17 protein-coding genes are annotated in these 23,360 nt (G+C 54.8%); 2 read left to right on the top strand and 15 right to left on the bottom strand.

Features of this window, described 5'->3' with window-relative positions; genetic code table 11:
- Positions 1–63: 63 nt before the first annotated feature.
- From LC431_RS06650 to LC431_RS06665, 4 genes are all read right to left on the bottom strand, one after another.
- Positions 64–1,119 (bottom strand): LacI family DNA-binding transcriptional regulator, encoded by a 1,056-nt coding sequence (locus tag LC431_RS06650; protein WP_013578075.1) that lies wholly within the window; start codon positions 1,117–1,119, stop codon positions 64–66.
- Entirely contained in the window at positions 1,120–2,529 is a 1,410-nt protein-coding gene (locus tag LC431_RS06655; RefSeq protein WP_223509523.1) for a sucrose-6-phosphate hydrolase, read from the bottom strand.
- A complete protein-coding gene (locus LC431_RS06660; protein ID WP_013578077.1) occupies positions 2,526–3,899 on the bottom strand; it encodes a sucrose-specific PTS transporter subunit IIBC in 1,374 nt (457 codons plus the stop codon). Before LC431_RS06660 ends, LC431_RS06655 begins: the two co-directional genes overlap by 4 nt.
- 75 nt (positions 3,900–3,974) lie before the next feature.
- Entirely contained in the window at positions 3,975–5,555 is a 1,581-nt protein-coding gene (locus LC431_RS06665; protein ID WP_119262343.1) for a carbohydrate porin, read from the bottom strand.
- 250 nt (positions 5,556–5,805) lie between these two features.
- Between LC431_RS06665 and LC431_RS06670 the strand changes: the two genes are divergently transcribed.
- Together LC431_RS06670 and bamA are read left to right on the top strand one after the other, a co-directional pair.
- Positions 5,806–6,744: an aminoimidazole riboside kinase gene (locus LC431_RS06670; protein ID WP_166860964.1), complete on the top strand. Its 939-nt coding sequence runs from the start codon at positions 5,806–5,808 to the stop codon at positions 6,742–6,744.
- Positions 6,745–6,958: 214 nt separating this feature from the next.
- Positions 6,959–9,382 carry an outer membrane protein assembly factor BamA gene (gene bamA, locus LC431_RS06675; RefSeq protein ID WP_223509524.1) on the top strand — a complete coding sequence of 808 codons (2,424 nt, stop codon included), beginning with the start codon at positions 6,959–6,961 and terminating at the stop codon, positions 9,380–9,382.
- 211 nt (positions 9,383–9,593) lie between these two features.
- Here the strand turns inward: bamA and LC431_RS06680 are convergent, their stop codons facing one another.
- The 11 genes from LC431_RS06680 to LC431_RS06730 form a co-directional block, all read right to left on the bottom strand.
- Positions 9,594–9,980 carry a methionine-R-sulfoxide reductase gene (locus LC431_RS06680; protein ID WP_013578081.1) on the bottom strand — a complete coding sequence of 129 codons (387 nt, stop codon included), beginning with the start codon at positions 9,978–9,980 and terminating at the stop codon, positions 9,594–9,596.
- 95 nt (positions 9,981–10,075) lie between these two features.
- Positions 10,076–11,446: an efflux transporter outer membrane subunit gene (locus tag LC431_RS06685; RefSeq protein ID WP_119262443.1), complete on the bottom strand. Its 1,371-nt coding sequence runs from the start codon at positions 11,444–11,446 to the stop codon at positions 10,076–10,078.
- A complete protein-coding gene (locus tag LC431_RS06690; RefSeq protein ID WP_121019881.1) occupies positions 11,446–14,562 on the bottom strand; it encodes an efflux RND transporter permease subunit in 3,117 nt (1,038 codons plus the stop codon). Before LC431_RS06690 ends, LC431_RS06685 begins: the two co-directional genes overlap by 1 nt.
- The gene (locus LC431_RS06695; RefSeq protein WP_013578084.1) at positions 14,562–15,701 is read right to left on the bottom strand and encodes an efflux RND transporter periplasmic adaptor subunit; all 1,140 of its coding nucleotides are present in this window, start codon (positions 15,699–15,701) and stop codon (positions 14,562–14,564) included. Before LC431_RS06695 ends, LC431_RS06690 begins: the two co-directional genes overlap by 1 nt.
- Before the next feature lie 126 nt (positions 15,702–15,827).
- Entirely contained in the window at positions 15,828–16,319 is a 492-nt protein-coding gene (locus LC431_RS06700; RefSeq protein ID WP_013578085.1) for a PadR family transcriptional regulator, read from the bottom strand.
- A gap of 271 nt (positions 16,320–16,590) precedes the next feature.
- Complete coding sequence (locus tag LC431_RS06705; protein ID WP_223509526.1) at positions 16,591–17,172, bottom strand: membrane integrity-associated transporter subunit PqiC; 582 nt, start codon at positions 17,170–17,172, stop codon at positions 16,591–16,593.
- Entirely contained in the window at positions 17,169–18,764 is a 1,596-nt protein-coding gene (locus LC431_RS06710) for an intermembrane transport protein PqiB (RefSeq protein ID WP_112151446.1), read from the bottom strand. The genes LC431_RS06705 and LC431_RS06710 overlap by 4 nt, the downstream gene beginning before the upstream one ends.
- Positions 18,757–19,380 (bottom strand): paraquat-inducible protein A, encoded by a 624-nt coding sequence (locus LC431_RS06715; protein WP_013578088.1) that lies wholly within the window; start codon positions 19,378–19,380, stop codon positions 18,757–18,759. Before LC431_RS06715 ends, LC431_RS06710 begins: the two co-directional genes overlap by 8 nt.
- The gene (locus LC431_RS06720; RefSeq protein WP_119262336.1) at positions 19,377–19,994 is read right to left on the bottom strand and encodes a paraquat-inducible protein A; all 618 of its coding nucleotides are present in this window, start codon (positions 19,992–19,994) and stop codon (positions 19,377–19,379) included. Before LC431_RS06720 ends, LC431_RS06715 begins: the two co-directional genes overlap by 4 nt.
- Before the next feature lie 26 nt (positions 19,995–20,020).
- Positions 20,021–20,683 (bottom strand): DUF3313 domain-containing protein, encoded by a 663-nt coding sequence (locus LC431_RS06725; protein WP_013578090.1) that lies wholly within the window; start codon positions 20,681–20,683, stop codon positions 20,021–20,023.
- 207 nt (positions 20,684–20,890) lie between these two features.
- The gene (locus LC431_RS06730) at positions 20,891–23,263 is read right to left on the bottom strand and encodes a TonB-dependent receptor domain-containing protein (RefSeq protein ID WP_370461751.1); all 2,373 of its coding nucleotides are present in this window, start codon (positions 23,261–23,263) and stop codon (positions 20,891–20,893) included.
- Between the last annotated feature and the right edge of the window lie 97 nt (positions 23,264–23,360).

The raw sequence follows: 23,360 nt of genomic DNA on the forward strand, positions 1-23,360 counted from the left end.
ACAATCAGATGACGCGAGATGAATTAACATCTCTCATCATCCTCATGTGACGACATTGAATATCTATTTGATCTGCGAGAAGTGCGGGGAACGCCAGTGCAATTTAGGGGTTAAAAAGCATTGTGGCTGTGCGATGGGGTGTTCATTCATCAGATCACTGATCATGCTGAAGCAGTGCATGGCCAGCTCCCCGCAGTCCTGAGCGACGGTATCAATTTTCACGGACAGCGAGTCGTAAAGATAGTGATCGTCAAAACTGCAAAGATGGATATCACTCTCAAGCAATTGATGCTGACTCATATAGCGCAGAACCCCTTCCATCAAACCGCAGGAGGCCACGAAAAGCGCTTTGGGTGGACGCCCAAGCCGGGCACACAGCTGCGCAAACATTTCGTAGCCGGAGCTCGGGTGGTAGTTGCCGTACACAATCCAGTCGGGGTCGAGACTGACACCTGCCCGCTGCAGGCCAAGCTGATAGCCTGCGAGGCGATCGCGGGTCGGAGAAATTCGCGGCTGGCCGCCGATAAAATAAAACTCGTCCCGCTGAATTTTCGCTATCCGCGAAACCAGTTCTGCTGAAGATTCGATGGCTTCACAGACAACAATAGGGAGCTGCGTGTCCTGCATATGACGGTCAAACAAAACGACGGGGACTTGCTGGCTGATTTTTACGTATTCCGCATCGCTGAGCATGCTGGACGCCACAATCAGGCCATCGACCTGACGCTGGATGAGATTATTGACCACCATGGTTTCCTGGCTGGTATTTTCATCCGTACAGGCAATCAGCAGCTGCATGCCGTTCTCACGACACAGTGTTTCAAGTTCGTTAGAACAGGCAGCAAAACCGTAGTTGGTCATTTCCGGCACCACCAGCCCCAGGGTGAAACTGCGGCTGACATTCAGCGAGCGGGCGTGAATGCTCGGCTGATAATGATGTTCAGCCGCCACGGCGAGCACCCGATCCCGGGTAGGATCGGAGATACGAAACTTCTTGCTGTGCCCGTTGAGTACCTGGCTGGCAGTCGATTTCGATACGCCAGCCAGTTCGGCTATGCCACTGATAGTGATGCGTTTGGTCTTTTTCACTGCGCCATATTCTGTTGTCCGGAAAGACATTTATTCTATCACGCATTCCGCCAACGACCAGTGGCGCAGCGTAATCTGATGAGAACCCTGCAAGTTCAATTGTGCTGGTAAAACAGGGAAATAGCGTGTGGACATCACCGCTTCTCCGTCATTAATGAAAATTTCAAGGCTCGATGCATCGCTTAACACCGTCAGCTTACGTAACTGACCCTGCCAGACACGATGTTCAGGCTCACCCGTACGCCGGTTTTTACGGCTTAAACGCAGCCATTCTCCGTCGAAGCTGAGGGTCATATCACCACCAAAATCGGCGATGAAGGGGTGCTCAGTGACAATCTCTGTCTCGGCGTGGGTGATGTCCAGAGGCAGGCAATAGTCCGCAATCCCTTGCCATGTCTGCTCGTCACGACGAAGTTGTTGCAGTTCACGGGCCGGTTTCTGGATGATTTTTCCCGCGACCAGTGTCAGTTCGCGCGGGCAGGTCAGGGTATGCAGCCAGCCGTTTTGTATCGTTGGCTGGAAAAATTCATCGCCGTCCGGGATCCCCATCCACCCAATCAGCAGGCGTCGCCCGTCATCCGTTTGCGTGGTTTGCGGTGCATAAAATTCGAACCCCAGATCCAGCTCAGCGAAATCGCCGTGCGTAAACGTGGCATTGGCGTAATCCAGTTGTCCGACAAAATAACCCGACTGGAAGGTATTCAGATAACGGTCAGATTCCGCCGCTAAACCTTGCGGGCAGCAAATCAGAATGTCGTTTTCGGCCAGCCGGAATAAGTCCGGGCACTCCCACATGTAACCGAACTCACCCAGCCCGTGTAAACCTGAACCGGCAATTTCGCCGAGCAGATCCCACGCGGATAAATCGTCAGATCGCAGCAATAACACTTTACCCTGAAGGCTGAGATCCTGAGCGCCCAGCACCATGTACCAGTGTTTGTCATGCCACCAGACTTTCGGATCCCGGACATGTCCGGTATAGCCTTGCGGCAGGTTGAATACCGGCCCGGTTTTATCAAACTCACCCTCAGCATTTTCGCGCGCCAGACACTGAAACGCCGTGCGGCTGCCATCGGGATATTTCACGTTGCCGGTGTAAATCAGCGTCAGTTGGCCGTTGTCTGTTACGGCTGAGCCGGAATAACAGCCGTGGGTTTCGTATTCTTCTGACGGCGCCAGCGCCAGTGGTTCATGCTGCCAGTGAAGTAAATCTGCTGAACTCCAGTGCCCCCAGAACTTGGCACCGTGCGCGCAGGCCAGCGGGTTCCATTGATAGAACAAATGGAATCGACCGTTATGCTGGATAAAGCCATTAGGGTCATTGAGCAGCCCGACCGGCGGCGCGAGATGCCAGCCGGGTCGATAAGGATCTGCCGCCGCTCTGACCTGACCGGCCACCACACTGCGCAGCGCTTTTTTCAGCAAACTGACTTCTGTCATTTTTCACTCTCCGTGTTGTATTTCAGCAGCAATGACAACAGGAATGCGCTGCCGAAGGCAATCACCAGACCAATCAGGTAGCTGAGAATCGAACTGGACTGGACGATGGCCAGCCCCGGAATACCGGTCAGGCCAACCGCCGTCATATTGACGTGCATCGCAACCACCCAGGCGCCGCCAAGCGCACCGCCGACCAGAGCGGCGAGAAACGGTTTCATGAAGCGCAGGTTGATACCAAAAATTGCCGCTTCCGTTATGCCCAACATCGCGGAGAATGCTGAAGGCACGGCAATGGCTTTAATTTTCGCATCACGCGTTTTGAAATAGACCGCAAGACAGGCTCCTCCCTGTGCAACATTCGCCATCGACCAGATAGGCAGCAGGAAATTCACCCCGATATTCGGATTCCCCAGCAAACCGGCCTCAATCGCATGGAAGCTGTGGTGAATACCGGTGATCACGATAACCGAATACAATCCGCCAAACACCAGACCTGCCACCCAACCGGCATGGGTAATTAACGTGCTGAGAATAAAGGAGATACCGTCCCCGAGCGCACGACCCGCAGGGCCGATGATCAGGAAAGCGATAAAACCGGAAATGATGACCGTCAGGAAAGGCGTCAGGATCAGATCCAGTGCATCAGGGATCACTTTGCGCAGGCGTTTTTCGATGAAGCTCATAAACCAGACCGCCAGCAAAACCGGGAATACCGTGCCCTGATAACCGATCATCGCAATTTCGATACCAAAGAAATTCATGGTATGGAAACCACTGGCAACGCCCCAGGCGTTAGTCAGTGCCGGGTGAGTCAGAATGCCGCCCAGTGTTGCACCCAGGAACGGATTACCGCCAAATTCGCGCGCGGCAGTGAAACCAATCAGGATCGGCAGAATGATAAATGCCGCCGAGCTGAACATATCGAGCATGATAAAAATCGCGCTCTCAGGGTTGGCCCAGCCGTAGGTTTTCACCATGCCGAGCAGCCCCATCAGCAGGCCGGATGCGACAATCGCCGGAATAATCGGCACAAAGATATTCGACAGCACGCGCGCGAGTCGCTGGAAGGGATTGAGTTTTCGCGCCGCAATATCGGCGGCTTCGGATTTGCTCGATTCGCTGATACCGGCCACTTTAATAAACTCGGCGTACACCTTGTTCACCAGTCCCGTACCAAAAATGATCTGAATCTGTCCGGCGTTGCTGAAACAGCCTTTTACGCCTTCCACTTTTTCGATAGCACTTTTGTTGATCAGACTGTCGTCTGCCAGCACCAGGCGCAGACGTGTGGCGCAGTGTGCCGCGCTGGCAATATTGTCCTTCCCACCCAACAGCGGAAGCAGCTCAGTCGCGATTGCATTGATGTTCATAGAATCCCTTAATTTGTCATTACCGTTAACACCCGGTCAGACCGGGTGCTTTTTTTTTAAATCAAACCCTGCCGTTTAGAACCAGGTTTCCATCTGGATGCCGAAATTCCACTGTCCGCCCGCTGTAAAGCCATCAGTACCAAATGAATCACTGGAGGAATAACTGTCGAGTTCTTTGCTCCAGTCCATGTAGGTGGCAAAGAAGCGGATTTCAGGGCGGCTCAGCATGTTGCTGATATCGCCCACTTTGAAGGTCGGTGCGAAGGTCAGTTTGTAGAAACCGCCTTTCACTTTGTTGTAATCGCTGTAACCCTGCGGATTGAGATCCATATACTGATAGCTGCCTTCATACGCCAGCTCGAAGTTCTCGGTAATTTGCTGAATCAGCCGGGTGTTGAAGGTCAGCCATTTATAGTCATCGCCGGAGACATAACGGTCTTTGCTCTGCTGAGCCAGAACAGCCGGAGCAATACTCCAGTTTTTGCTGATCGGTGTGATGCCGTAGGTTGCCAGACGCAGTGTACTGGCATCGTCAGTCAGATGTCCGTCAGAGCCCAGTGCTTTCACCTCCGCCCCCAGTCCGTGACCGTAAAGCAGCGCGGTTTTGGATGACCCTTCACGCAGACCATAGAAACTGTCGCCGTGGTACGCCAGCATGGTATGGAAGCCGGTATCCGCCGCATTAGTGATCCCATTTGTGCCGCTATTTTCGCGATCCTGATTGTTTTTGGCACGCAACCCGCTCAGCATCCACTGGAAAGGCCCGGCATAGTTGTTGGCTGTGACAATGTAATTTTCGATGCGGGTATCATCGTTGTTATCGTCTTCAAGATCGTCAAAGTTTCTTCCGTAAAGCGAGAAGTTACTTTTCAGGTTATCTCCCCATTTGACGTCATAGATCCCGCCGCCGGTCCCCGCCAGGAAGATGATGTCGGAATCGAGCCAGTGAATGTCGAAATTATCGCGGTCAAAGCGTTTACCCGCCCACAGCGTGGAATCTTTCCACGGACCGGTGAACGTCGGCAGCGAGCCGAGTTCAACAAAGGCCTGACGGATATTTAAATCGCTGGTCGCGCCGGTCCAGTCGTTGTAGCTGCGCTGACCGTCAGCCAGCATGACTTTGTAGCGGGAAGTCGCGCCGCTGGCCATTGTCTGGTTATGCTCCAGATTCAGCTCGACGTAGGTGTTGTTTTCATTGCCAAGACGCCCGACTGCACCGCCTGTTTGTCCGGCAGGCGTCACGTACGGGCCGCTTTCCGTGGAGGTCGCCGAGTCATTCATGATCACGCCGGAACGGGCATATCCCGTGAATTTAAACCCGCTGTTATCACTGCTGTTTTTATTGTTATCAGCGGCTAACGTTTCAGTGCGTTTAGCCACATCGGCAGTTTGCTGCTGGGTGATTTCAGCCGTCTTCGCCACCTGACGGGTTTGCTGTTCGTTGCTGGCGGTGCGAGTTTCGAGTTGCTTAACCTGCTGTTCTGCCTGCGTAGCACGGGCTTCGGCCTTAGCGGCGCGGCTTTCGGCGAGTTGTAGTCGTTTTTCCATCGCCGCAAAGCGCGCTTCAATCGCACTGGCGGAGATATCGGCACCCTGGGCCGCAGAAGAAAGAATAAGTCCAATAGCAACAGCAAGATAGCGAGGTTTCATCATCATTTTTATCCCTTCAGAGGAAGTTTAATTATTATGGGAAAACCATTTTGCTAAATTGCTAAACTGGTTTTCCTGAGCACAATAAACGCCCGTTATGTATTTACGCAACGAAGTTCGGCAGCCTTGTGCTGGATTTGTGATCTTGCTGGCAATTCCATCTCTCGTCCTGAAAATTCATTTGCTCTTGATTAGCTAAACCGGTTCTTCTATTTTATCGACAGACGATTTATCAGGATTTAAAAAAGGAATGAAGATGAATAACCGGATTTGGGTTTTGGGTGACGCCGTGGTGGATCTGATCGCTGAAGAGGATGACCGCTTATTAAAATGCCCGGGCGGGGCACCGGCGAATGTTGCCGTCGGGATCCGCCGCCTCGGGGGAGACAGCGCATTTATCGGACGCGTGGGCGATGACCCTTTCGGGAAGTTCCTGATGAAAACCCTCGCGGATGAGGGGGTGAATATTGACTGTATGTACCTTGACCCTCATCACCGTACCTCCACAGTGGTGGTGGAAAACGATGCTGACGGCGAACGCTCTTTCACGTTTATGGTGCGTCCGGGCGCGGATTTATTCCTCCAGGCCACCGATATTCCGGCTTTCCATCCCGGGGATTTTTTACATTTATGCTCAATCGCGTTATCTGCGGAACCTTCACGTTCCTCCGCCTTTCTGGCAATGGCGAAGATGAAAGCGGCAGGCGGTTATGTCTGTTTTGATCCCAATATCCGGCATGACTTGTGGTCTGATGAGGGACAACTGCGTGAAAATCTTGCCCGCGCCTTGTCGCTGGCTGATGTGATTAAAGTCTCAGAGGATGAGCTGGAATTTCTGACGGGCGAAGCGTTGCTGTCGGAGGGGATGCTGCGTCTGTGTGACCGCTATAATCCCGAGCTGCTGCTGGTCACGCAGGGAAAACTGGGGGTTTCGGTTTACCGGAAAAATAATGCCAGTCTGAAGCACTATCCGGCCCCCGAAGTGAAAGCGGTGGATACCACCGGCGCCGGAGATGCTTTTGTCGCCGGATTACTGGCCGGGCTGGCGCAACACTGGCCGCTGACCTCGGAGAGTGTCTGGCAACAGATCATTCATCAGGCACTGGCATGCGGTGCTCTTGCCACCACCGCCAGAGGCGCAATGACCGCATTACCCGACAGCGTTACCTTAAAAGCGTTCTCTTCTCAGGGGTAATCGCGCCCGACGATGTTGCCCGGACCGCAACTGTTCACCCGACGAAAATAATGTAAGTAATCTGTAATCCAACGTCATGTTTTACGAAAATCAAATGTTTGCCGCTGAACCTCCTATATATCCCACAGTCTGTTAGCGAGGTTATTTCTTCTGATAGCAAAATATTTTGTTAACAGGAATTTTTGTTAGTTGAAAAACGGCGAGCACGGATCACATGACAATGAAAAAATTACTCTTAGCGTCGCTGCTGTTCAGCAGTGCCCCGGTTTTTGCTGCCGGCGGGTTTGTCGTAAAAGACATTCACGTCGAAGGATTGCAGCGGGTCACCGTCGGCGCAGCCTTGCTGAGCATCCCCGTGCGCGTGGGCGATACGGTATCCGATGACGATATCAGCCAGACGATCCGTGCCTTGTTTGCGACCGGCAATTTTGACGATGTGAAGGTGCTTGAAGATGGCAACACGCTGATTGTTCAGGTGAAAGAGCGGCCAACGATTGCCAGCATTACGTTCTCGGGCAACAAAGCCATAAAGGACGAGATGTTGCAGCAGAACCTGGAAGCCTCAGGGATCCGCGTCGGGGACGCGCTGGATCGCACCACCATTTCGTCGATTGAAAAGGGACTGGAAGATTTTTATTACAGCGTCGGCAAATACAGCGCGAGTGTAAAAGCGGTGGTGACGCCGTTGCCGCGTAACCGCGTGGACGTGAAACTGGTCTTTACCGAAGGTGTGTCGGCAAAAATTCAACAAATCAATATTGTGGGCAATAAAGCTTTTACCAGTGACGATTTAATCGCCCATTTCCAGCTACGCGATGAGGTGCCGTGGTGGAATGTGATTGGCGATAAAAAATATGAAAAACAAAAACTGTCAGGTGATTTAGAAACACTTCGCAGTTTTTATCTCGACCGCGGTTATGCCCGTTTTAATATTGATTCCACCCAGGTCAGTTTAACGCCGGATAAGAAAGGGATTTATATTACCGTCAATATTACTGAGGGTGCGCAATATACCGTGTCCGGCGTGGTAGTGACCGGCGACATGGCCGGACATTCTTCCGAAGTTGAATCGCTCGCCACCATTCCTGCCGGTGAATTGTATAACGGCGCGAAAGTCACCAAAGTGGAAGGTGACATCAAAAATCTGCTGGGCCGCTACGGCTATGCCTATCCGCATGTCACGACGCAAAGCGACATTAATGAAACGGATAAAACCGTGAAACTGCATATCAGCGTGGATACCGGCAACCGTTATTCGGTGCGCCGCATTCGTTTTGAAGGCAATGACACCTCGAAAGATGAAGTGCTGCGGCGCGAAATGCGCCAGATGGAGGGCGCGTGGCTGGGCAATGATCTGGTGCAGAAGGGCAAAGATCGCCTCAACCGTACCGGCTATTTCGAGTCGGTTGATGTGGATACCCAGCCGGTGCCCGGTTCAGCGGATCAGGTTGATGTGGTGTATAAAGTTAAAGAGCGTAACACCGGCACATTCAACGTGGGCCTGGGTTATGGCACCGACAGCGGCATCAGTTATCAGTTGGGCGTAACGCAGGACAACTGGCTGGGCAGCGGTAATACGGTCAGTTTCAGCGGCACGCGCAACTCCTATCAGACCTATGTCGAAGTCTCGGCCACCAACCCGTATTACACCGTTGATGGCATCAGCCTTGGCGGCAAAGTGTTCTACAACCATTACGACGCGGAAGATAACGATCTGGCGGCGTATAATCTGCAAAGTTACGGCACAGGCGTGAATCTTGGCCTGCCGGTCAGCGAAAACAATACGCTGAATCTGGGGCTGGATTATGTTCACAGTACGCTGAGTGATATGGAACCGCAGGTCGCGGTCTGGCGCTATCTCAATGCCAGCGGCGTACAGCCGGGGCTGGTAACGACGTCCACCAACAGCGATGCTCAACTGAGCACCAATGACTTCTTCGCCAGTGTCGGCTGGGCGTATAACGATCTTAACCGTGGCTTCTTCCCGTCATCCGGCACGCGCGCCAGCCTGGCGGCAAAAGTGACCACGCCTGGCTCGGACGATAGCTATTACAAAATCACCTTTGATGCCAACCATTACATTCCGCTGAGCGACAAATCGGACTGGGTATTGATGGGCCGCGCCAAAGCCGGTTACGCGGCAGGCATTGGCAGCAACGAAGTCCCGTTCTACGACAACTTCTACGCAGGTGGCTCCAGCTCGGTTCGCGGTTTCTCCTCCAACACCATCGGGCCGAAAGCGGCGTATTACAAATGCAGCAGCGCGGACAGCTCGTATTCCACCTGTCCGGTGACCAAATCGACTGATGCGGTGGGCGGTAATGCGATGGCGATTGCCAGCGCGGAACTGTATGTGCCGACGCCGTTCATCAGCGAGAAATACGCCAGTTCAGTGCGTACCTCATTATTTGTCGACTCCGGTACGGTGTGGGATACGAGATGGGAAAATACCTCAGCGACCGAAGCCGCGGGTATTCCGGATTACAGCGACCCGACACATATTCGTGTTTCCAGTGGTATTGCGCTGCAATGGCAATCCCCGCTCGGCCCGCTGGTGTTCTCTTATGCGCAGCCGCTGGTGAAATATGAAGGGGACAGTGCGGAGCAATTCCAGTTTAATATCGGTAAGACGTGGTAATAATAACGCTGTCTTACAAAGTTATTACTTTTTACAGACGCAATGAGAATAGAAAATAAATCTGATTCAATTATAATGCCGGCATGATGTTTATTGAGCAACCCTTAGGGTAAAACATCATGCCATTATAATATTGTTGGAGTTCTTCCTTTTAAGGGCTGCCCCTGTGCGGCCCTTCTTTTTATTCGTTTATCACAGCAGAAATAAGCGATTATTCTGCTTTGTGGTAATTCCCTTGCGCATCGGCACTTTCAAAAATCATTGAAACGGAATTGACACAATGGCGCAGATTCTTCTCAGTTAAATATTCCCCCTCAAAAACATGCCCCAGATGTGCCTTGCAGTTGGCACACACAATTTCTGTTCTGCGGCCATCGGCATCCGGCACACGTTCAACCGCACCCGGAATTTCATCGTCAAAAGCGGGCCAGCCGCAATGGGATTCGAATTTGTGTTCTGATGAATACAGCGGCGCAGAACATCTTTTACAGACGTAACGGCCCGGTGAAAAGTGGTCGTTATACTCACCGGTATTCGGGCGCTCTGTCCCTTTGTTTTCGATGACAAAACGTTCAAAATCATTCAGTTCTCTGTTCATTATCATTGCTCCTGGCAGGTGACATTGCAGCCTTATAGTGTAGCGCTATATTGGGGCGACATATCAAGCTGCAAGTGCCCTCCTGCCATAGTGTGCTATTTCACGCCGCCGCCCAGCGTCTGCCACAGGGTGATACGGTTTTCAAAATCAGTCTGTTGCAGGGCAATCAGGTCGGTCTGCGCCGACCACAGTGAACGCTGATCGGTAAGCACCGTCAGATAATCGCCCGCACCGGTTTCATAACTGCGGCGCGCCAAATCGTAACTGCGCTGTGCGGCCGCAACATATTGCTGCTGGGCATCCATCTGTTCACTGAGCGTGGCACGGCGGGCGAGGGCGTCCGCCACATCTTTAAAGGCGCTCTGGATGGCTTTTTCATACGCGGCAATCAGCCCCTTTTTCTCCGCTTCAGCGTAGCGCAACTGCGCGGTATTACTGCCGCCGGTAAACAGAGGCAGGCTCAGGCTGGGCGCGAACGACCACACATTGCTGCCGTGGCTGAACAGGTTCGACAGCGAACTGCTGCCGACGCCTGCGCTGGCAGTCAGCGAGAGCGTCGGGAAGAAATTCGCCCGCGCTGCGCCGATATCCGCATTGGCACTTTTCAGATTATGTTCCGCTTCCAGCACGTCCGGGCGGCGCAGTAATACCGACGACGAAATCCCGGCGGGCACCAGTTTGATGGCCTGCGGTGCCAGGCTTTCCAGCGTACCCGGCAACAGATTTTGCGCCACGGTGTCGCCCGCCAGCAGATTCAGGGCGTTGATGTCCTGCGCGACCAGCGTCTGGTAGCTGGCGACACTGGCGCGTGCCTGCTGATAAATCGCCATCGAAGAGCTGACGTCCGGCCCCGAGGCGACGCCTTCCTGTTGCCGCCGTTGCGTAATGCTCAGCGAATCCGCCGCGCTTTTCAGGGTATCCTGCGCCAGTTTCAGATTGCTGTTGTCCGCCGCCAGTGTGATCCACGCGGTGCTGGTTTCTGAAATCAGCGTCAGACGGGTGTTCTGCGCGGTCGATTCACTCGCCAGCCAGGTTTCTTTTGCCGCTGTGCTCAGGCTGCGGTTACGGCCAAACAGGTCGATTTCAAAACTGCTGACCGCACCGTCGGCGGTGGCGCTGCTGCTGACGCCTGCATCCTGCGTCCGGCTGCGGGTTTGTGAAAGCTCAGCATCCAGCGTCGGGAACAGGCTGGCGCGTTGCTCGCCATACAGCGCTTTGGCGGCTTCAATATCAGCAATCGCTTCCTGCAAATCGCGGTTGCTGGTCAGCGCTTTGGCCACCACGGCATTCAGGCGCGCATCGGCCATGATGCCCTGCCAGTCGCTCAGCACCGTGGTGGCCGCTGGCTGTGCGCCCTGCGCAGGCCAGACTGCAGGCACCGGCGCGGCAGGGCGCTGATAATCGGGATCCAGCGAGATACAGCCTGCCAGCAACATGGCCAGCGAAATAATACTCAGACGAAAAATCATGCTGACTCCTGCGCGTCTTTGTGACCGGTGAAGACTTTTTTCACCAGCACGAAGAACAGCGGAACAAAGAAAATAGCCAGTAAGGTGGCGGTCACGGTGCCGCCAATAATGCCGGTACCGATGGCGATGCGGCTGTTAGCCCCTGCGCCGGTCGCGACTGCCAGCGGCATCACCCCGGCGATAAAGGCCAGCGACGTCATCAGGATCGGGCGTAAACGGGTGCGGGCAGCGGAGAGCGCGGCAGCGGTCAGGGTGTTGCCTTGTTTGAGTGCTGCTTCGGCAAACTCAACTATCAGGATGGCGTTTTTCGACGACAGGCCGATGGTAGTCAGCAGCGCCACCTGGAAGTAAACGTCGTTATTCAGGCCACGCAGTTCGGCGGCAAGGGATGCGCCAAGCAGACCGAGCGGGATCACCAGGATCACGGAGAACGGCACGGACCAGCTTTCGTACAGTGCGGCGAGACACAGGAATACCACCAGAATCGAGATGGCATACAGGCTGAGCGCCTGACCGCTGGCGAGCTTTTCCTGCAGAGAGAGTCCGCTCCATGCCCAGGTTGAACCGGCGGGTAATTTATCCGCCAGCGCTTCCATTTTTGCCATCGCCGCGCCGGAACTGTAGCCGTCGGTGTTCTCGCCCTGGATCTCATAGGAAGTTGATCCGTTATAGCGCGCCAGACTTTCCGGGCCATAGGTCCAGTGGGTGGTGGCGAACGCGGAGAACGGCGTCATGCTGGTACCGTCGCTGCTGCGCACAAACCATTTATTCAGATCCGCCGGTTTGGAACGAAACTCGCTGTCGCCCTGGATATACACTTCCTTGACGCGGCCACGGTCAATGAAATCATTGACGTAAGTGCCGCCCCACGCGCTGCTTAGCGTGGCAGTGACATCGCTGAGCGTCAGCCCGAGCGCCACGGCTTTGTTGTTGTCGATATCCACCTGCAACTGTGGCATTTGTGGCAAATCATTGGCGCGAACCGATTGCAGTTCCGGACTTTTGGCGGCCAGTGCCAGCAGTTCGGTGCGCAGTTTGAGTAAGTCCGCGCGGCTGGTGCCGCCGGTAGCCATCAGCTCAAAGGTGAAACCGTTGCTTTGCCCGAGCCCGTCCACGGAAGGCGGCGTCATGGCGATGACTTTTGCGTCGCGGATCACCGCCAGATCCCGCATCGCGCGACCGGCTACCGCCTGCGCGGTGTTTACGGCACCCGGACGTTCATCCCAGTTCTTCAGTGACACAAACGCCATCCCGGCATTCTGACCGCTGCCGCTGAAGTTAAAGCCGGTGATGGTGAATATGACGTTGGTATTGGCTTTCTCTTTGCCGAGGAACCACTCTGTAACACGGGAATTGACGGCTTCGGTACGGTTCGCTGTCGCCCCGGCGGGCAGGGTGTATTGCACCATGACTTCGCCCTGATCTTCCGACGGCAGGAAGCTGGTCGGCAGTTGCCACATCAGCACGCCCATCAGTGCGGCCATGGCGCCGTAAATCAGCGCCATCACCACCGGACGGCGCTGCACATGCGTCACGCCATTTTCGTAGCGTTGTTCAGTACGCGAATACAAACGGTTGAAGCCACCGAAGAAACCACGGGTAGCCTGTGGTTTATGGCGCAGAAACGCGCCGCACAGCGCCGGTGTCAGGGTCAGCGCCACCACCACGGAAAGTATCATGGCGGAAATAATGGTGACGGAGAACTGGCGGTAAATCACCCCGGTTGAGCCGCCGAAAAACGCCATCGGCAGGAACACGGCAGAGAGCACCAGCGCAATCGCCACCAGTGCGCCGGAGATTTCTCCCATCGACTTCTCGGTGGCCTCGCGGGCGGGAAGCCCTTCATCACGCATGATGCGCTCAACGTTTTCCACCACCACGATAGCGTCATCCACCAGCAGGCCGATGGCCAGCACCATCGCGAACAGCGTCAGGGTGTTAATGGAATAGCCGAACAGCGCCAGTACGCCAAACGTGCCGAGCAGTACCACCGGCACCGCCAGCGCGGGGATCAGCGTGGCGCGCAGATTCTGCATAAACAGATACATCACCACGATGACCAGCACGATGGCTTCGATCAGCGTTTTAATGACGTCTTCCACCGACACTTTAATAAATTCGGTGCTGTCTTTCGGATAGGCGACGTCATAACCTTTCGGCATGCTGCGCTGGTATTCGCTGATGGTGTTTTTCACCAGCGTGGCGGTATCGAGCGCGTTGGCGCCCGGCGATAACATCACCGCCATACCCGCCGCCGGATGACCGTTCAGCTGTGAAGACGCGGTGTAATCTTCGCTGCCCATTTCGACGCGGGCGATATCACTGATGCGCACCACCGCGCCGCCGGTATTGCCTTTAACAATGATGTTACGGAACTGCTCCGGCGTTTGCAGACGTGATTGCGCACGCACCGTGGCGGTCAGTTGTTGTGAAGCGGAAGACGGCAGACCGCCAATTTTACCGGCGGAGATTTGCACGTTTTGCGCTTCGATGGCCGTTTCCACATCTGACGGCATCAGGTCATACGCCGCCAGTTTGGTGGGATCCAGCCAGATGCGCATGGCATATTCCGCACCAAACACCTGCAAGCTGCCGACGCCGCTGACGCGCGCCAGCGGATCCTGCATATTACTGACCAGCCAGTCGGCGATATCCGAGCTGCTGGTTTTGTCGGTTTTATCGTACACCGCCATGATCAGCAGGAAACTGGACTGCGACTTGGTGACCGTCACCCCGGCTTCCTGTACTTCCGTCGGCAGGCGTGATTCCGCCTGCTGGACTTTGTTCTGCACCTGCACCTGCGCGGTATCGGCATTGGTGCCCTGTTTGAAGGTGACGGTGATATCCACCGACCCGTCGGAACTGCTGCTGGAGCTGAAATACAGCAGATTATCCAGGCCGGTCAGTTGTTGTTCGATGACCTGCGTGACGCTGTTCTCCAGCGTTTCGGCGTTAGCCCCGGAATAGGTGGCTTTGATTTTCACTGAGGGAGGCGCGACGTCCGGATACTGCGCGACCGGCAGCGTGCGGATCGCCATAATCCCGGCCATCATGATCAAAATCGCAATCACCCAGGCAAAAACCGGGCGACGCACAAAGAAGCGGGAGAACATCAGGCGGCTCCTTCTGTGCTTTTCGCAGCGGCGGCGTTATTCACTTCAACCGGTTTCACCGTATCGCCCACCGTGACTTTGTCACTGCCTTCCACCAGCACGCGATCGCCCGCCTGCAAACCTTTGACAATCAGCCAGTGGGTTCCGGTAGCCTCGCCGGTTTCGATATGACGTTGTTCGACTTTGTTGTCGGCGGTAACCACCAGCGCGGTGGCATCGCCTTTGGCATCCCGTGTCACACCTTGTTGCGGCGCGAGCACGGCATTTTCGACGACGCCTTCATCCACGTCAGCGCGGATAAACATCCCCGGCAGTAAAACGTGTTGCGGATTCGGGAACACGGCGCGCAGCGTGACCGAACCGGTGGCTTCATCGACCGCCACTTCGGTCAGTTCCAGACGACCTTTTTCGGGGTAGGTTGAACCGTCTTCAAGGGTGAGCGTGACACTTAAAGCATCGCTGTTCGCTGCCAGCGCGCGTTTACGCAGACTGAGCAAATCGGCGCTGGAACGGGTGAGATCCACGTACATTGAATCGAGATTTCGCACCGTCGCCAGCGCGGTGTCCTGCGCGGCAGAGACCAGTGCGCCCGGCGTAACGGAGGAAATGCCGATACGACCGGCAATCGGCGACGTGACCCGCGTCCAGTCGAGATTGATTTTGGCCGACTCCAGCGATGCGGCTTTTTCATCAACGCTGGCGCGGTCTTCTGCACAGGCCGATTGCGCATCTTCCGCATCCTGCTGCGACACGCCTTGCTCTTTCACCAGTACGGCATAACGGCGGGCTTTCTGGCAATCCGAGAGCACCAGCGCTTTGGCGCTTTTCAGTGCAGCGGCAGCCTGATCGTACGTCGCTTTATACGACGACGGATCAATCTGATACAGCGCCTGACCGGCTTTAACCCAGTCGCCTTCGGTGAATAAACGTTTTTGAATAATACCGCCGACCTGAGGCCGCACATCTGCCGTCAGTGTGGCGGTGGTCCGGCCGGTTAATTCGCTGACCAGATTGAACGATTGTGCTTTTAGCGTGACGACGCCCACTTCAGCGGGCGCGGCAGTGGGCTGAGCCGGTGGTGAATTATCGCAACCACTCAGCGCGATAAGTATCAATAAGCAGGAGAATCTTAAAGGCATTTTGGTGTCCGTAAATAATAAATAATATAATTAAAGGCAAAGGAGTCCCGGCTGTTTTATCGAAATAAAACAGTCAGGATCCCGTTAAAATTATTTAAAGATGTGCCGTTGTTTATAAATCAGGAATCATAAATCATGAATTTTCTTCGTGACCTCATTAATGTATTTAACCATCTGCTGATATATTTCCGGCGTGACCTCACCGTTATAGGCTTTCGTCCGTACGGTGATTTTTAAATTCTCAATGGCGTAAATTATTTCAGGTGCGGGCGGCGGGTTATTTTCAATCACGCGTTTTTTCATTTTTTCTTCTATGGCGCGGATTTCGTTTCTTCTTGCCGCCAGATATTCAGAACCGGCCGGTGTCATGGAAAACTGTTTTTTCCCGCCTTCTATTTCTGCGGCGGTGGCAAAGCCGTTGTCAACAATATGCGCCAGGATCGGGTAAATCACGCCGGGGCTGGGGATGTACACCCCCATAGAATAGCCTTCGATGGTTTTGATAATTTCGTAGCCATGCACCGGGTTTATCTGGATCAGATGCAACACAAACAGCGCCAGTTCCTGACGGGTGAACAGTTTGCTTTTACGCCGTACAGCAGGTTCGGTTTCGCTCATGATTTTTCTCCTTCGCTGATTGCCGACGACCTCAAGATATATCTTACAAGTTTGCAGGGCAAGACAGTGACGGAGCGGGAAACTAACGTAAGGATAGTGTTAATGCGTTGTTTTATAATGACTAAATCATGATGGTGCTCTCAGGTTCGCCCCTGTTGCTGACACTTCTTAACAGTTCAGAACAGGGGTAACTGATTGATCTTGAGATAAACGGCGGAAAGATGCCGTAAACCTATTTTTGCCGTGTAAGCATTGCGAAAAAGTCCGGTTTTCAGCGGCAGTGGCGGCTTTTTATGGCATCTGAAACATCGGCGGCCAGTGCCGCAATCAGTTTCTGTTGCGCGGTGATAAGTTCCGGCACGCCACCCGTCACGGCAATCTGATGCTGTGAGCGACAGGTCAGCATTTTTGCATCTGCGCCAAAACGCAGTTGCCAGCGGGCTGTCAGGCTGGCGTGACGTTGCGGCCAGGCATCCAGTTGCTGCACGGTTACGCGCAGGGTGATAACCGGTTTATCGGGCGGCGGTGTCAATTCGCGGATGTCTGTTGTATTCAGCGAGCGTTCAAGCTGCGCCGACAGCGCACTGCGTATTTCCTCCGGCAGCGGCGCGGCCCACAATGCGCTATCCGATATCACGATTTCGCCGTCACTTTTACGTATCACCAGTTGCGGCTGATTAAGCTGTTCAGGCACGGTCACCGGTTGTACGCGCAGCACAAATGCAGCCGGTGGTATCGCAGATGGCGCATTCTCCGCAGGTGTGATCAGGGTGTAATAATGAGGCGCAGGAGAGGCGCAACCGCTTAACCCCAGCAGGAGGCAAACCCCGGTTATCACGCGAAGGACATTCATGGTTGCTCCTTATTTTCACTGTTTCTTCCGGCGATCAGCGCCTGTGGCTGGCGCGTGAGCAGGCCGGTGAGGGTGCGCAGGGAATATAATGTCCGCTGGAATTCGGCCAGCGTTTGCAACAGCGGAGAGTCCGCTGCCAGCAGGGTTTGTGCGCTGCCCATCGTCTGATCGAACTGGCGCAGGGTTTGCGTGGTTTGTGGCAGAACCTGACGGTTCACCTGAATCAGCGTCTGATTGAGATTGCCCAGTGTGGCATTCAGATTGCTGCCAATCGACTCAATGGGCATTGTCGATAACTTGCCAATCAGTGTCGCGAGCTGTTCCTGCAGGTGATCAAAGCCGCCATTGAGTGTCGGGATCTGCAACGGTCGCACAGTCATATCAAAAGACACCGGCAGCGCCGAAGGCACAAAATCGAGCGAGATATACAACTGTCCGGTGAGCAGATTGCCGGTGCGCGCCTGCGCCCGCAGTCCGTGTTTCACCATGTCGCGCAGGAACGTGGCAGCCTGCTGCTGGCCGTCTTTTTCAGGTTTCGGCAGTTTCTCCTGCACATGTCCTAAGCGGTTCGGATACACCTCAATCGTCACCACCGAGATAAACCGTGAAGCGGCAGGGTCGTAATCGAGCTCAATCGCCGTGACTTTCCCGAGCTTCACGCTGGAAAACTCCACCGGCGCGCCGGTTTTCATGCCGCGCAGCGACTGCTGGAAGCGCAACTGCAACACCTGCGGCGTGCCGTCCGGCGGGGTCATTGCCGAGGCCTGATCGTCTGCCAGCGTATATACGCGGTGGCTGGCTGCCGGTTTTGCCGTGCTGTCGTCAGGTGGATTGGCAAACGCGATGCCACCGGCTATCACCGACGCCATGGTCTGCGTTTTGATCTGCAAACCTTCAGAATCGAGTGATAAATCCACGCCGCTGGCATTCCAGAAACGGGTGGCGGAAGTGACGAACCGGTCATACGGCGCATCGATAAATACGTTCAGGCTGACGCCTTTGCCGTCAGGGCGCAGCGCATAGGAAGAGACCCGCCCGACCGGCACGCGGCGGTAATACACCGCCGAACCGATATCCAGTGAACCCAGATCGTCGGCTACCACTTCAAACTGTTTGCCGGGCATCCCGTTGATCACCGCCGGGGGCGATTCCAGTCCCTGAAAGTCACTGCCGGATTTCTGCGATGTGCCGGTATCAAGGCTGATATACGCGCCGGAAAGCAGGGTATCGATACCCGATACGCCGCCCATGCCGATGCGCGGACGCACGACCCAAAAACGGGTGTCCTCCCTGGGCAGATTTTCGGCGTTTTTCATCAGTGAAACGGTGACCAGCACGCGCCGGCTGTCGGGGCTGAGCGAAATCGATTTCACCCGCCCGACCGTGACGTCTTTGTATTTCACTTCGGTTTTACCGGCTTCTAATCCGCTGGCGGTCTGAAAAGTAATGGAGATTTCCGGGCCGGTATCCGCCCAGACCTGTAACAGCAAAAACAAACCCACTGATGCCGCTATGGCGGGTACCAGCCAGATCAGCGAGGGGCGAAAACGGCGCGGGACAATGTCCGGCGGGGGTGAAGCGTGTTCAGTCATTATTCTGATTTTCCCAGAGCAAACGCGGGTCGAACTTCAGGGCAGCCAGCAGGGTGAAGATCACCACTGCGCCAAAAAAAACAATACCGATGCGCGGTTCGGCAGTGCTGAGGCCGGGGAACTGCACCAGCGCTGCGATCATCGCGACCACCATCACATCGAGCATCGACCAGTAACCGATATGTTCCGTCAGGCGGAACAGGCGCGAGCGACGAAGCTGACCGGAAGCGGGACGTCGTTGTACCGCGATCAGCAGCCCGCCGAGGATCAGGAACTTAGCACACGGCACGACAATGCTGGCGGTAAAAATGATTGCTGCGATGATGTAATCACCGGCATCCCAGAACCCGGCAATACCGCCCAGAATGGTGCTTTCACTGCCGCGACCGGCAAAACTGTTGTACATCACCGGCAGTAAATTGGCGGGCAGATACAGCAACAGCCCGGTGAGCAGCAATGCCCATGACTGGCTGAGGCTGTCCGGCAATCGCGGATGCAGCGGCGCATGGCAGCGCGGACACGGCAACGCCCGCACGCCAGGCACCTGTTCGCAGGCCAGTCCGCAGACATGACAGCGCACGATGCCCTGCGTTAATGCGTGCGGAACCGGCGTCATTCGCGCTGGCCTTTTAGCGTTTTGAGGCTCCACAGCGGGTGGAAATCCTGATGGTTGATCACCGGTAATAACAGGCACAACCCGAGCAGCGCCCATGTGCCGGGGCCGGGGGTGATTTGCACCAGTCCCGAGAGTTTGATGGCGGCGATAAGAATGCTCAGCAACGCCACTTCCGCCATGCTCCAGGGCGCCAGCCCGGCCAGCAAACGCATCGCAGAAGCGAGCCCCGGCGCGGCTTTTTTCCGGCAGGCGTGCCATAACACCCAACCCAATAAGACAATTTGCAGACACGGACAGACGATGATCAGCATGGCCAGCGGAATGGCCAGTGGCGATGCGTAGCTGTACGCCAGCGCCATCGCGGTTTGCCACAACGTTGCCGCCTGCACCTGACCATGAAACTGAATTTCCAGCACCGGAAAGGCATTGGCGATAATGAAAAACAGCGCGGCGGTGACCGTCAGCGCAAACCATTGTTCCAGACTCAGCCAGCTTCCCCGATACAGTACGGCACGGCAACGCTGGCAATGTGCGGCCTCGCCGGACCGCACAGGTTTTCGGGTATACAGACTGTCGCAATGTTTGCAAACGACCTGCTGCGGATAGATTTTCATGGTGATGTCCTGTGTCCTGCCGTCACTTATTTCAGTTGTGCCTGCAACTGTTCCGCGCCTTTATCCAGCCCGGTTTCGGCCGCACTCAGCGCACCCCAGGTCGCGCCAATGTTCAGCGAGTTCGGGTATTGCTTCGCGATATAAGCCTTCAGCAACTGATTGGAGGGGGCGTCATAAATTTCCACCGCATAACTCACGGAGCCGGTGAATGAACCCTGTTTGCCGCGCACTGACTGCACGATGTTGTACGGCCCGCCCATCAGATCAAAGCGGGTGAACGTGCCCAGAAACGCGGTGGTGGTTTGCGCGCCGGTGAGCGTCAGCCGGATACGTAAGGTGCCTGGGGTAATAGCGTTGGTCAGCGGGAAACGCCCGCCGACACTTTTGCCGAACTGCTGCTGCATGTACGCCGCCAGTTGCTGTTTTTGCTCCGCCGTGACGTCATCAAACTGGGCATCCTTGCCCTGATAAATCACCACCGGATCGAGGATCGCGCGGCTGTATTTATTCCAGTCCGTCGGGGTGTTGTAGCTGTATGCGATATGGCCTGAATCGTCCTGGGTATCAGGTTTCATTTGTGGAGAAGAGGTGACCCCGGTGTAGGGCACAGGCTGGGTACTCGCGCACCCGGTGAGAAAACCCAAAGAAATCAAAGCCGCCAGAGAATAGCCGTGAACGGATGCAGACATTTTTCCTACCTTTTTAAGAATCGTCGCGGGACGTCGGTTTCGGTTTATTTCAAAACCGTACGGTACGGTTCATTTATGGGGTAATAAAATTCCCATGTCAAGAAAATGTACAGGTGGGTTTAGTTTTGAGGAGAAGGTCACAAGGCGTAAAAAAGGCGTCATGTTTGCACATGACGCCTATGATGTTGTCCGTTCGGGCGTTATCGGTTAGAAATCGACGTTCACGCCCAACTGGAAGCTGCGACCCGGCATCACAGCCAGCGCTTTGTTGTACTCATCCTGATTGGTGGTTTCGGTCAGGGTGCGGCTGCTCAGATAATCCCAGTATTTGCGGTCGGTGATGTTATAAACGCCACCGCTGAGTTTCACGTTCTTCGCGACTTTCCAGTAGGCCGTTGCATCCACCATACCGTAGCCCGGCACATTCATGTATTCGGTGGTGGAACCCGTGATTGGCGTCCCGGCATTGGTGTAGCTCTGGCGGCTGGTCGCTTCGGCTTTTTTACCTTTCACGAAGGTGGCGGTCAGGGCGGTGCCGTAGATGCCGGATGGCGCATCCCATGCCACGCCAGCCACAAACTTCATTGGCGGCACGCTGTCGAGGTCAACATATTTGTCGCCATCGTAGCTGGATTTCGATTCACCCTTGGCATAACCCAGTGCGAAGGTGGTGCTCAGGCCATCAACGCTGCTGAACCAGGTACCGTAGTTAATTTTGGTACTCAGGTCGCCACCGTAGATAAAGGCTTCATCGCGGTTTTCTGCCTGATAAATCGTATAAATATTGGAGGGCACATTGGTGAACATACCCGGGCTGCCCGCGCGGGTGTAACGGGTGTTAGCAATGAAGTTTTTGTAGGTGTTATAGAAGAGAGAAGTCTTGAAGGTCACGCCTTCCGTGGCTTCGCCTTTCATGCCCCATTCAAAGTTATTGCTGGTTTCGGTTTTCAGATTAGTGTTACCGATCAGCGCGTACTGACCACGTCCTGCATAGTTAGAACCGAGGTTCCAGGAGCCGTAAAGCTGGCTGGCATCCGGGAACTGGGCACCGCGCTGGTACTGCAGGTAAGTCATCAGCTTAGGGGTGATGTCATAGGTGAAGGCCAGTGATGGCAGGGCCTGTGTATCGGAGTTGGCTTTACCGTACAGGGTGGAAACCTGATCTTCAGAAACAATGCTGTTGGACAAGTCTGACAGGTTTTCTGCCTTGGTATTCTGATACGCGACACGCACCGCAGGCACCACAGAGAAGTTATGGCCGTCGAGGTCAAACTTGATGGTGTCTTGCAGGAAGCCGCCGAGGATATACGTCCGGCTGTTAGCTTCCGGCTGCATGATAGTCGTGAAAGCACTTTGATCCGGGCTTTCGCGGAATGGACGTTCAGTGTTGGACACGCGGCCGTTGATACCGGCACTCAGCTCATGGCGACCCAGCGTTTTTAGCCAGCTGGTCTCCGCGCCGTAAGTGTTCACGTCATAGTTTGAGTAGACGTTCATCATCTGCTTACTTTCGTTTGGCAGATAGGTGTTGTCGTGTGCCTGAGTGTACTGGTAATACACTTTCGAGACGATGGCATCCACGTAATCGTTGAATGGCGTCCATTCATCTTTCAGGCTCGCGCCCCAGCGGCGGGTGTTACTTTGCTGTTGTGCGGTACCCAGAATCGCGCTGCCAGCATTGTTCCAGGTATCGTAATGGGTGTGGTTCACTTTCTCGTAGTAATCGAGGGTGCCGGTGATTTTATGCGCATCATTCGGCTGCCAGATGACCGACGTCATAATGGCGTCAGAGTGCCAGTTGGCCGGATACGCATCGAGCGTATCGCTGTTGTTGCTGGTTTCCTGGCCGTCGCGGCGGCTGATGGCGATCAGGCCCCGCAGGGTTTCGTCACCGGCGGCAGCGGTGATGCCGTTGTGCCAGGAACGATCCGAAGAATCATAATCAGACTGGTAACCGAAATAGACTTCCTTGCCCGGACGCAGGTAATCGTCGGCAGATTTTGGCAGGAAGGAAACGGCACCGCCGATGGAGGTGTTGGCGCGATCGGCTGATGTGGCGCCGGATTCAATATCCACCTGACCGTAAATATACGGGTCGATGTAATCGCGGCCAATACCAAAGGTATTCAGGCCCGCACGGCTGACGTAGCTGCGCCCGGTAGCGTTTGGCTGCGGAATACCGTCGACGTCAATACCGACGCGGTTGCTTTCCAGGCCACGGATGTTATAGCCGGTATAACCGCTGCGGTCGAAGCCGCTTTTGCCGTTGCCGGAGCCGCCACTCGCGCCGGTCGCGGTGATCAGCGGCTCATAACGCATGATAGTGCCGAAATCATTACCGCCTTTTCGCTGCATTTCTGCCGCCGTGATGGTGGTTTTCGAGCCTGGTTTTTTATCCGGCATCGTTTCGGTGACAGTCATGACTTCTTCATTGTTCTGCGCCAGATCCTGCGCGGTACGCACCGCCGGTTTTTTTTTGATGGCTTCAGAAGATTGCGTATTGCTTGCTGTGAGATCGGTATTGTCTTTAACGGCTTCCGCTGCATTTACGTTAAAGGTGGTGGTGAGAATCGTCCCCATGAAAATGACGTTTTTCACCAAACCCTGCTGTGTAAAGGATTTGAACATTTGTTATAAGTCCTGGACTAATTTTTTTAAGTTCTGCTCGCATTTACTG

This window comes from Rahnella sp. GSA61A (assembly GCF_019969905.1).
Lineage (GTDB): Bacteria > Pseudomonadota > Gammaproteobacteria > Enterobacterales > Enterobacteriaceae > Rahnella > Rahnella aceris.

What these genes read in the sequence shown, in the direction of transcription:
- LC431_RS06665 (WP_119262343.1), bottom strand. Translation starts at nt 5,555, where the DNA reads ATGATGATGAAACCTCGCTATCTTGCTGTTGCTATTGGACTTATTCTT.
- LC431_RS06720 (WP_119262336.1), bottom strand. Translation starts at nt 19,994, where the DNA reads ATGAAAATCTATCCGCAGCAGGTCGTTTGCAAACATTGCGACAGTCTG.
- LC431_RS06680 (WP_013578081.1), bottom strand. Translation starts at nt 9,980, where the DNA reads ATGAACAGAGAACTGAATGATTTTGAACGTTTTGTCATCGAAAACAAA.
- LC431_RS06705 (WP_223509526.1), bottom strand. Translation starts at nt 17,172, where the DNA reads ATGAATGTCCTTCGCGTGATAACCGGGGTTTGCCTCCTGCTGGGGTTA.
- LC431_RS06655 (WP_223509523.1), bottom strand. Translation starts at nt 2,529, where the DNA reads ATGACAGAAGTCAGTTTGCTGAAAAAAGCGCTGCGCAGTGTGGTGGCC.
- LC431_RS06710 (WP_112151446.1), bottom strand. Translation starts at nt 18,764, where the DNA reads ATGACTGAACACGCTTCACCCCCGCCGGACATTGTCCCGCGCCGTTTT.
- LC431_RS06695 (WP_013578084.1), bottom strand. Translation starts at nt 15,701, where the DNA reads ATGCCTTTAAGATTCTCCTGCTTATTGATACTTATCGCGCTGAGTGGT.
- LC431_RS06725 (WP_013578090.1), bottom strand. Translation starts at nt 20,683, where the DNA reads ATGTCTGCATCCGTTCACGGCTATTCTCTGGCGGCTTTGATTTCTTTG.
- bamA (WP_223509524.1), top strand. Translation starts at nt 6,959, where the DNA reads ATGACAATGAAAAAATTACTCTTAGCGTCGCTGCTGTTCAGCAGTGCC.
- LC431_RS06700 (WP_013578085.1), bottom strand. Translation starts at nt 16,319, where the DNA reads ATGAGCGAAACCGAACCTGCTGTACGGCGTAAAAGCAAACTGTTCACC.
- LC431_RS06670 (WP_166860964.1), top strand. Translation starts at nt 5,806, where the DNA reads ATGAATAACCGGATTTGGGTTTTGGGTGACGCCGTGGTGGATCTGATC.
- LC431_RS06730 (WP_370461751.1), bottom strand. Translation starts at nt 23,263, where the DNA reads ATGGGGACGATTCTCACCACCACCTTTAACGTAAATGCAGCGGAAGCC.
- LC431_RS06660 (WP_013578077.1), bottom strand. Translation starts at nt 3,899, where the DNA reads ATGAACATCAATGCAATCGCGACTGAGCTGCTTCCGCTGTTGGGTGGG.
- LC431_RS06690 (WP_121019881.1), bottom strand. Translation starts at nt 14,562, where the DNA reads ATGTTCTCCCGCTTCTTTGTGCGTCGCCCGGTTTTTGCCTGGGTGATT.
- LC431_RS06650 (WP_013578075.1), bottom strand. Translation starts at nt 1,119, where the DNA reads ATGTCTTTCCGGACAACAGAATATGGCGCAGTGAAAAAGACCAAACGC.
- LC431_RS06715 (WP_013578088.1), bottom strand. Translation starts at nt 19,380, where the DNA reads ATGACGCCGGTTCCGCACGCATTAACGCAGGGCATCGTGCGCTGTCAT.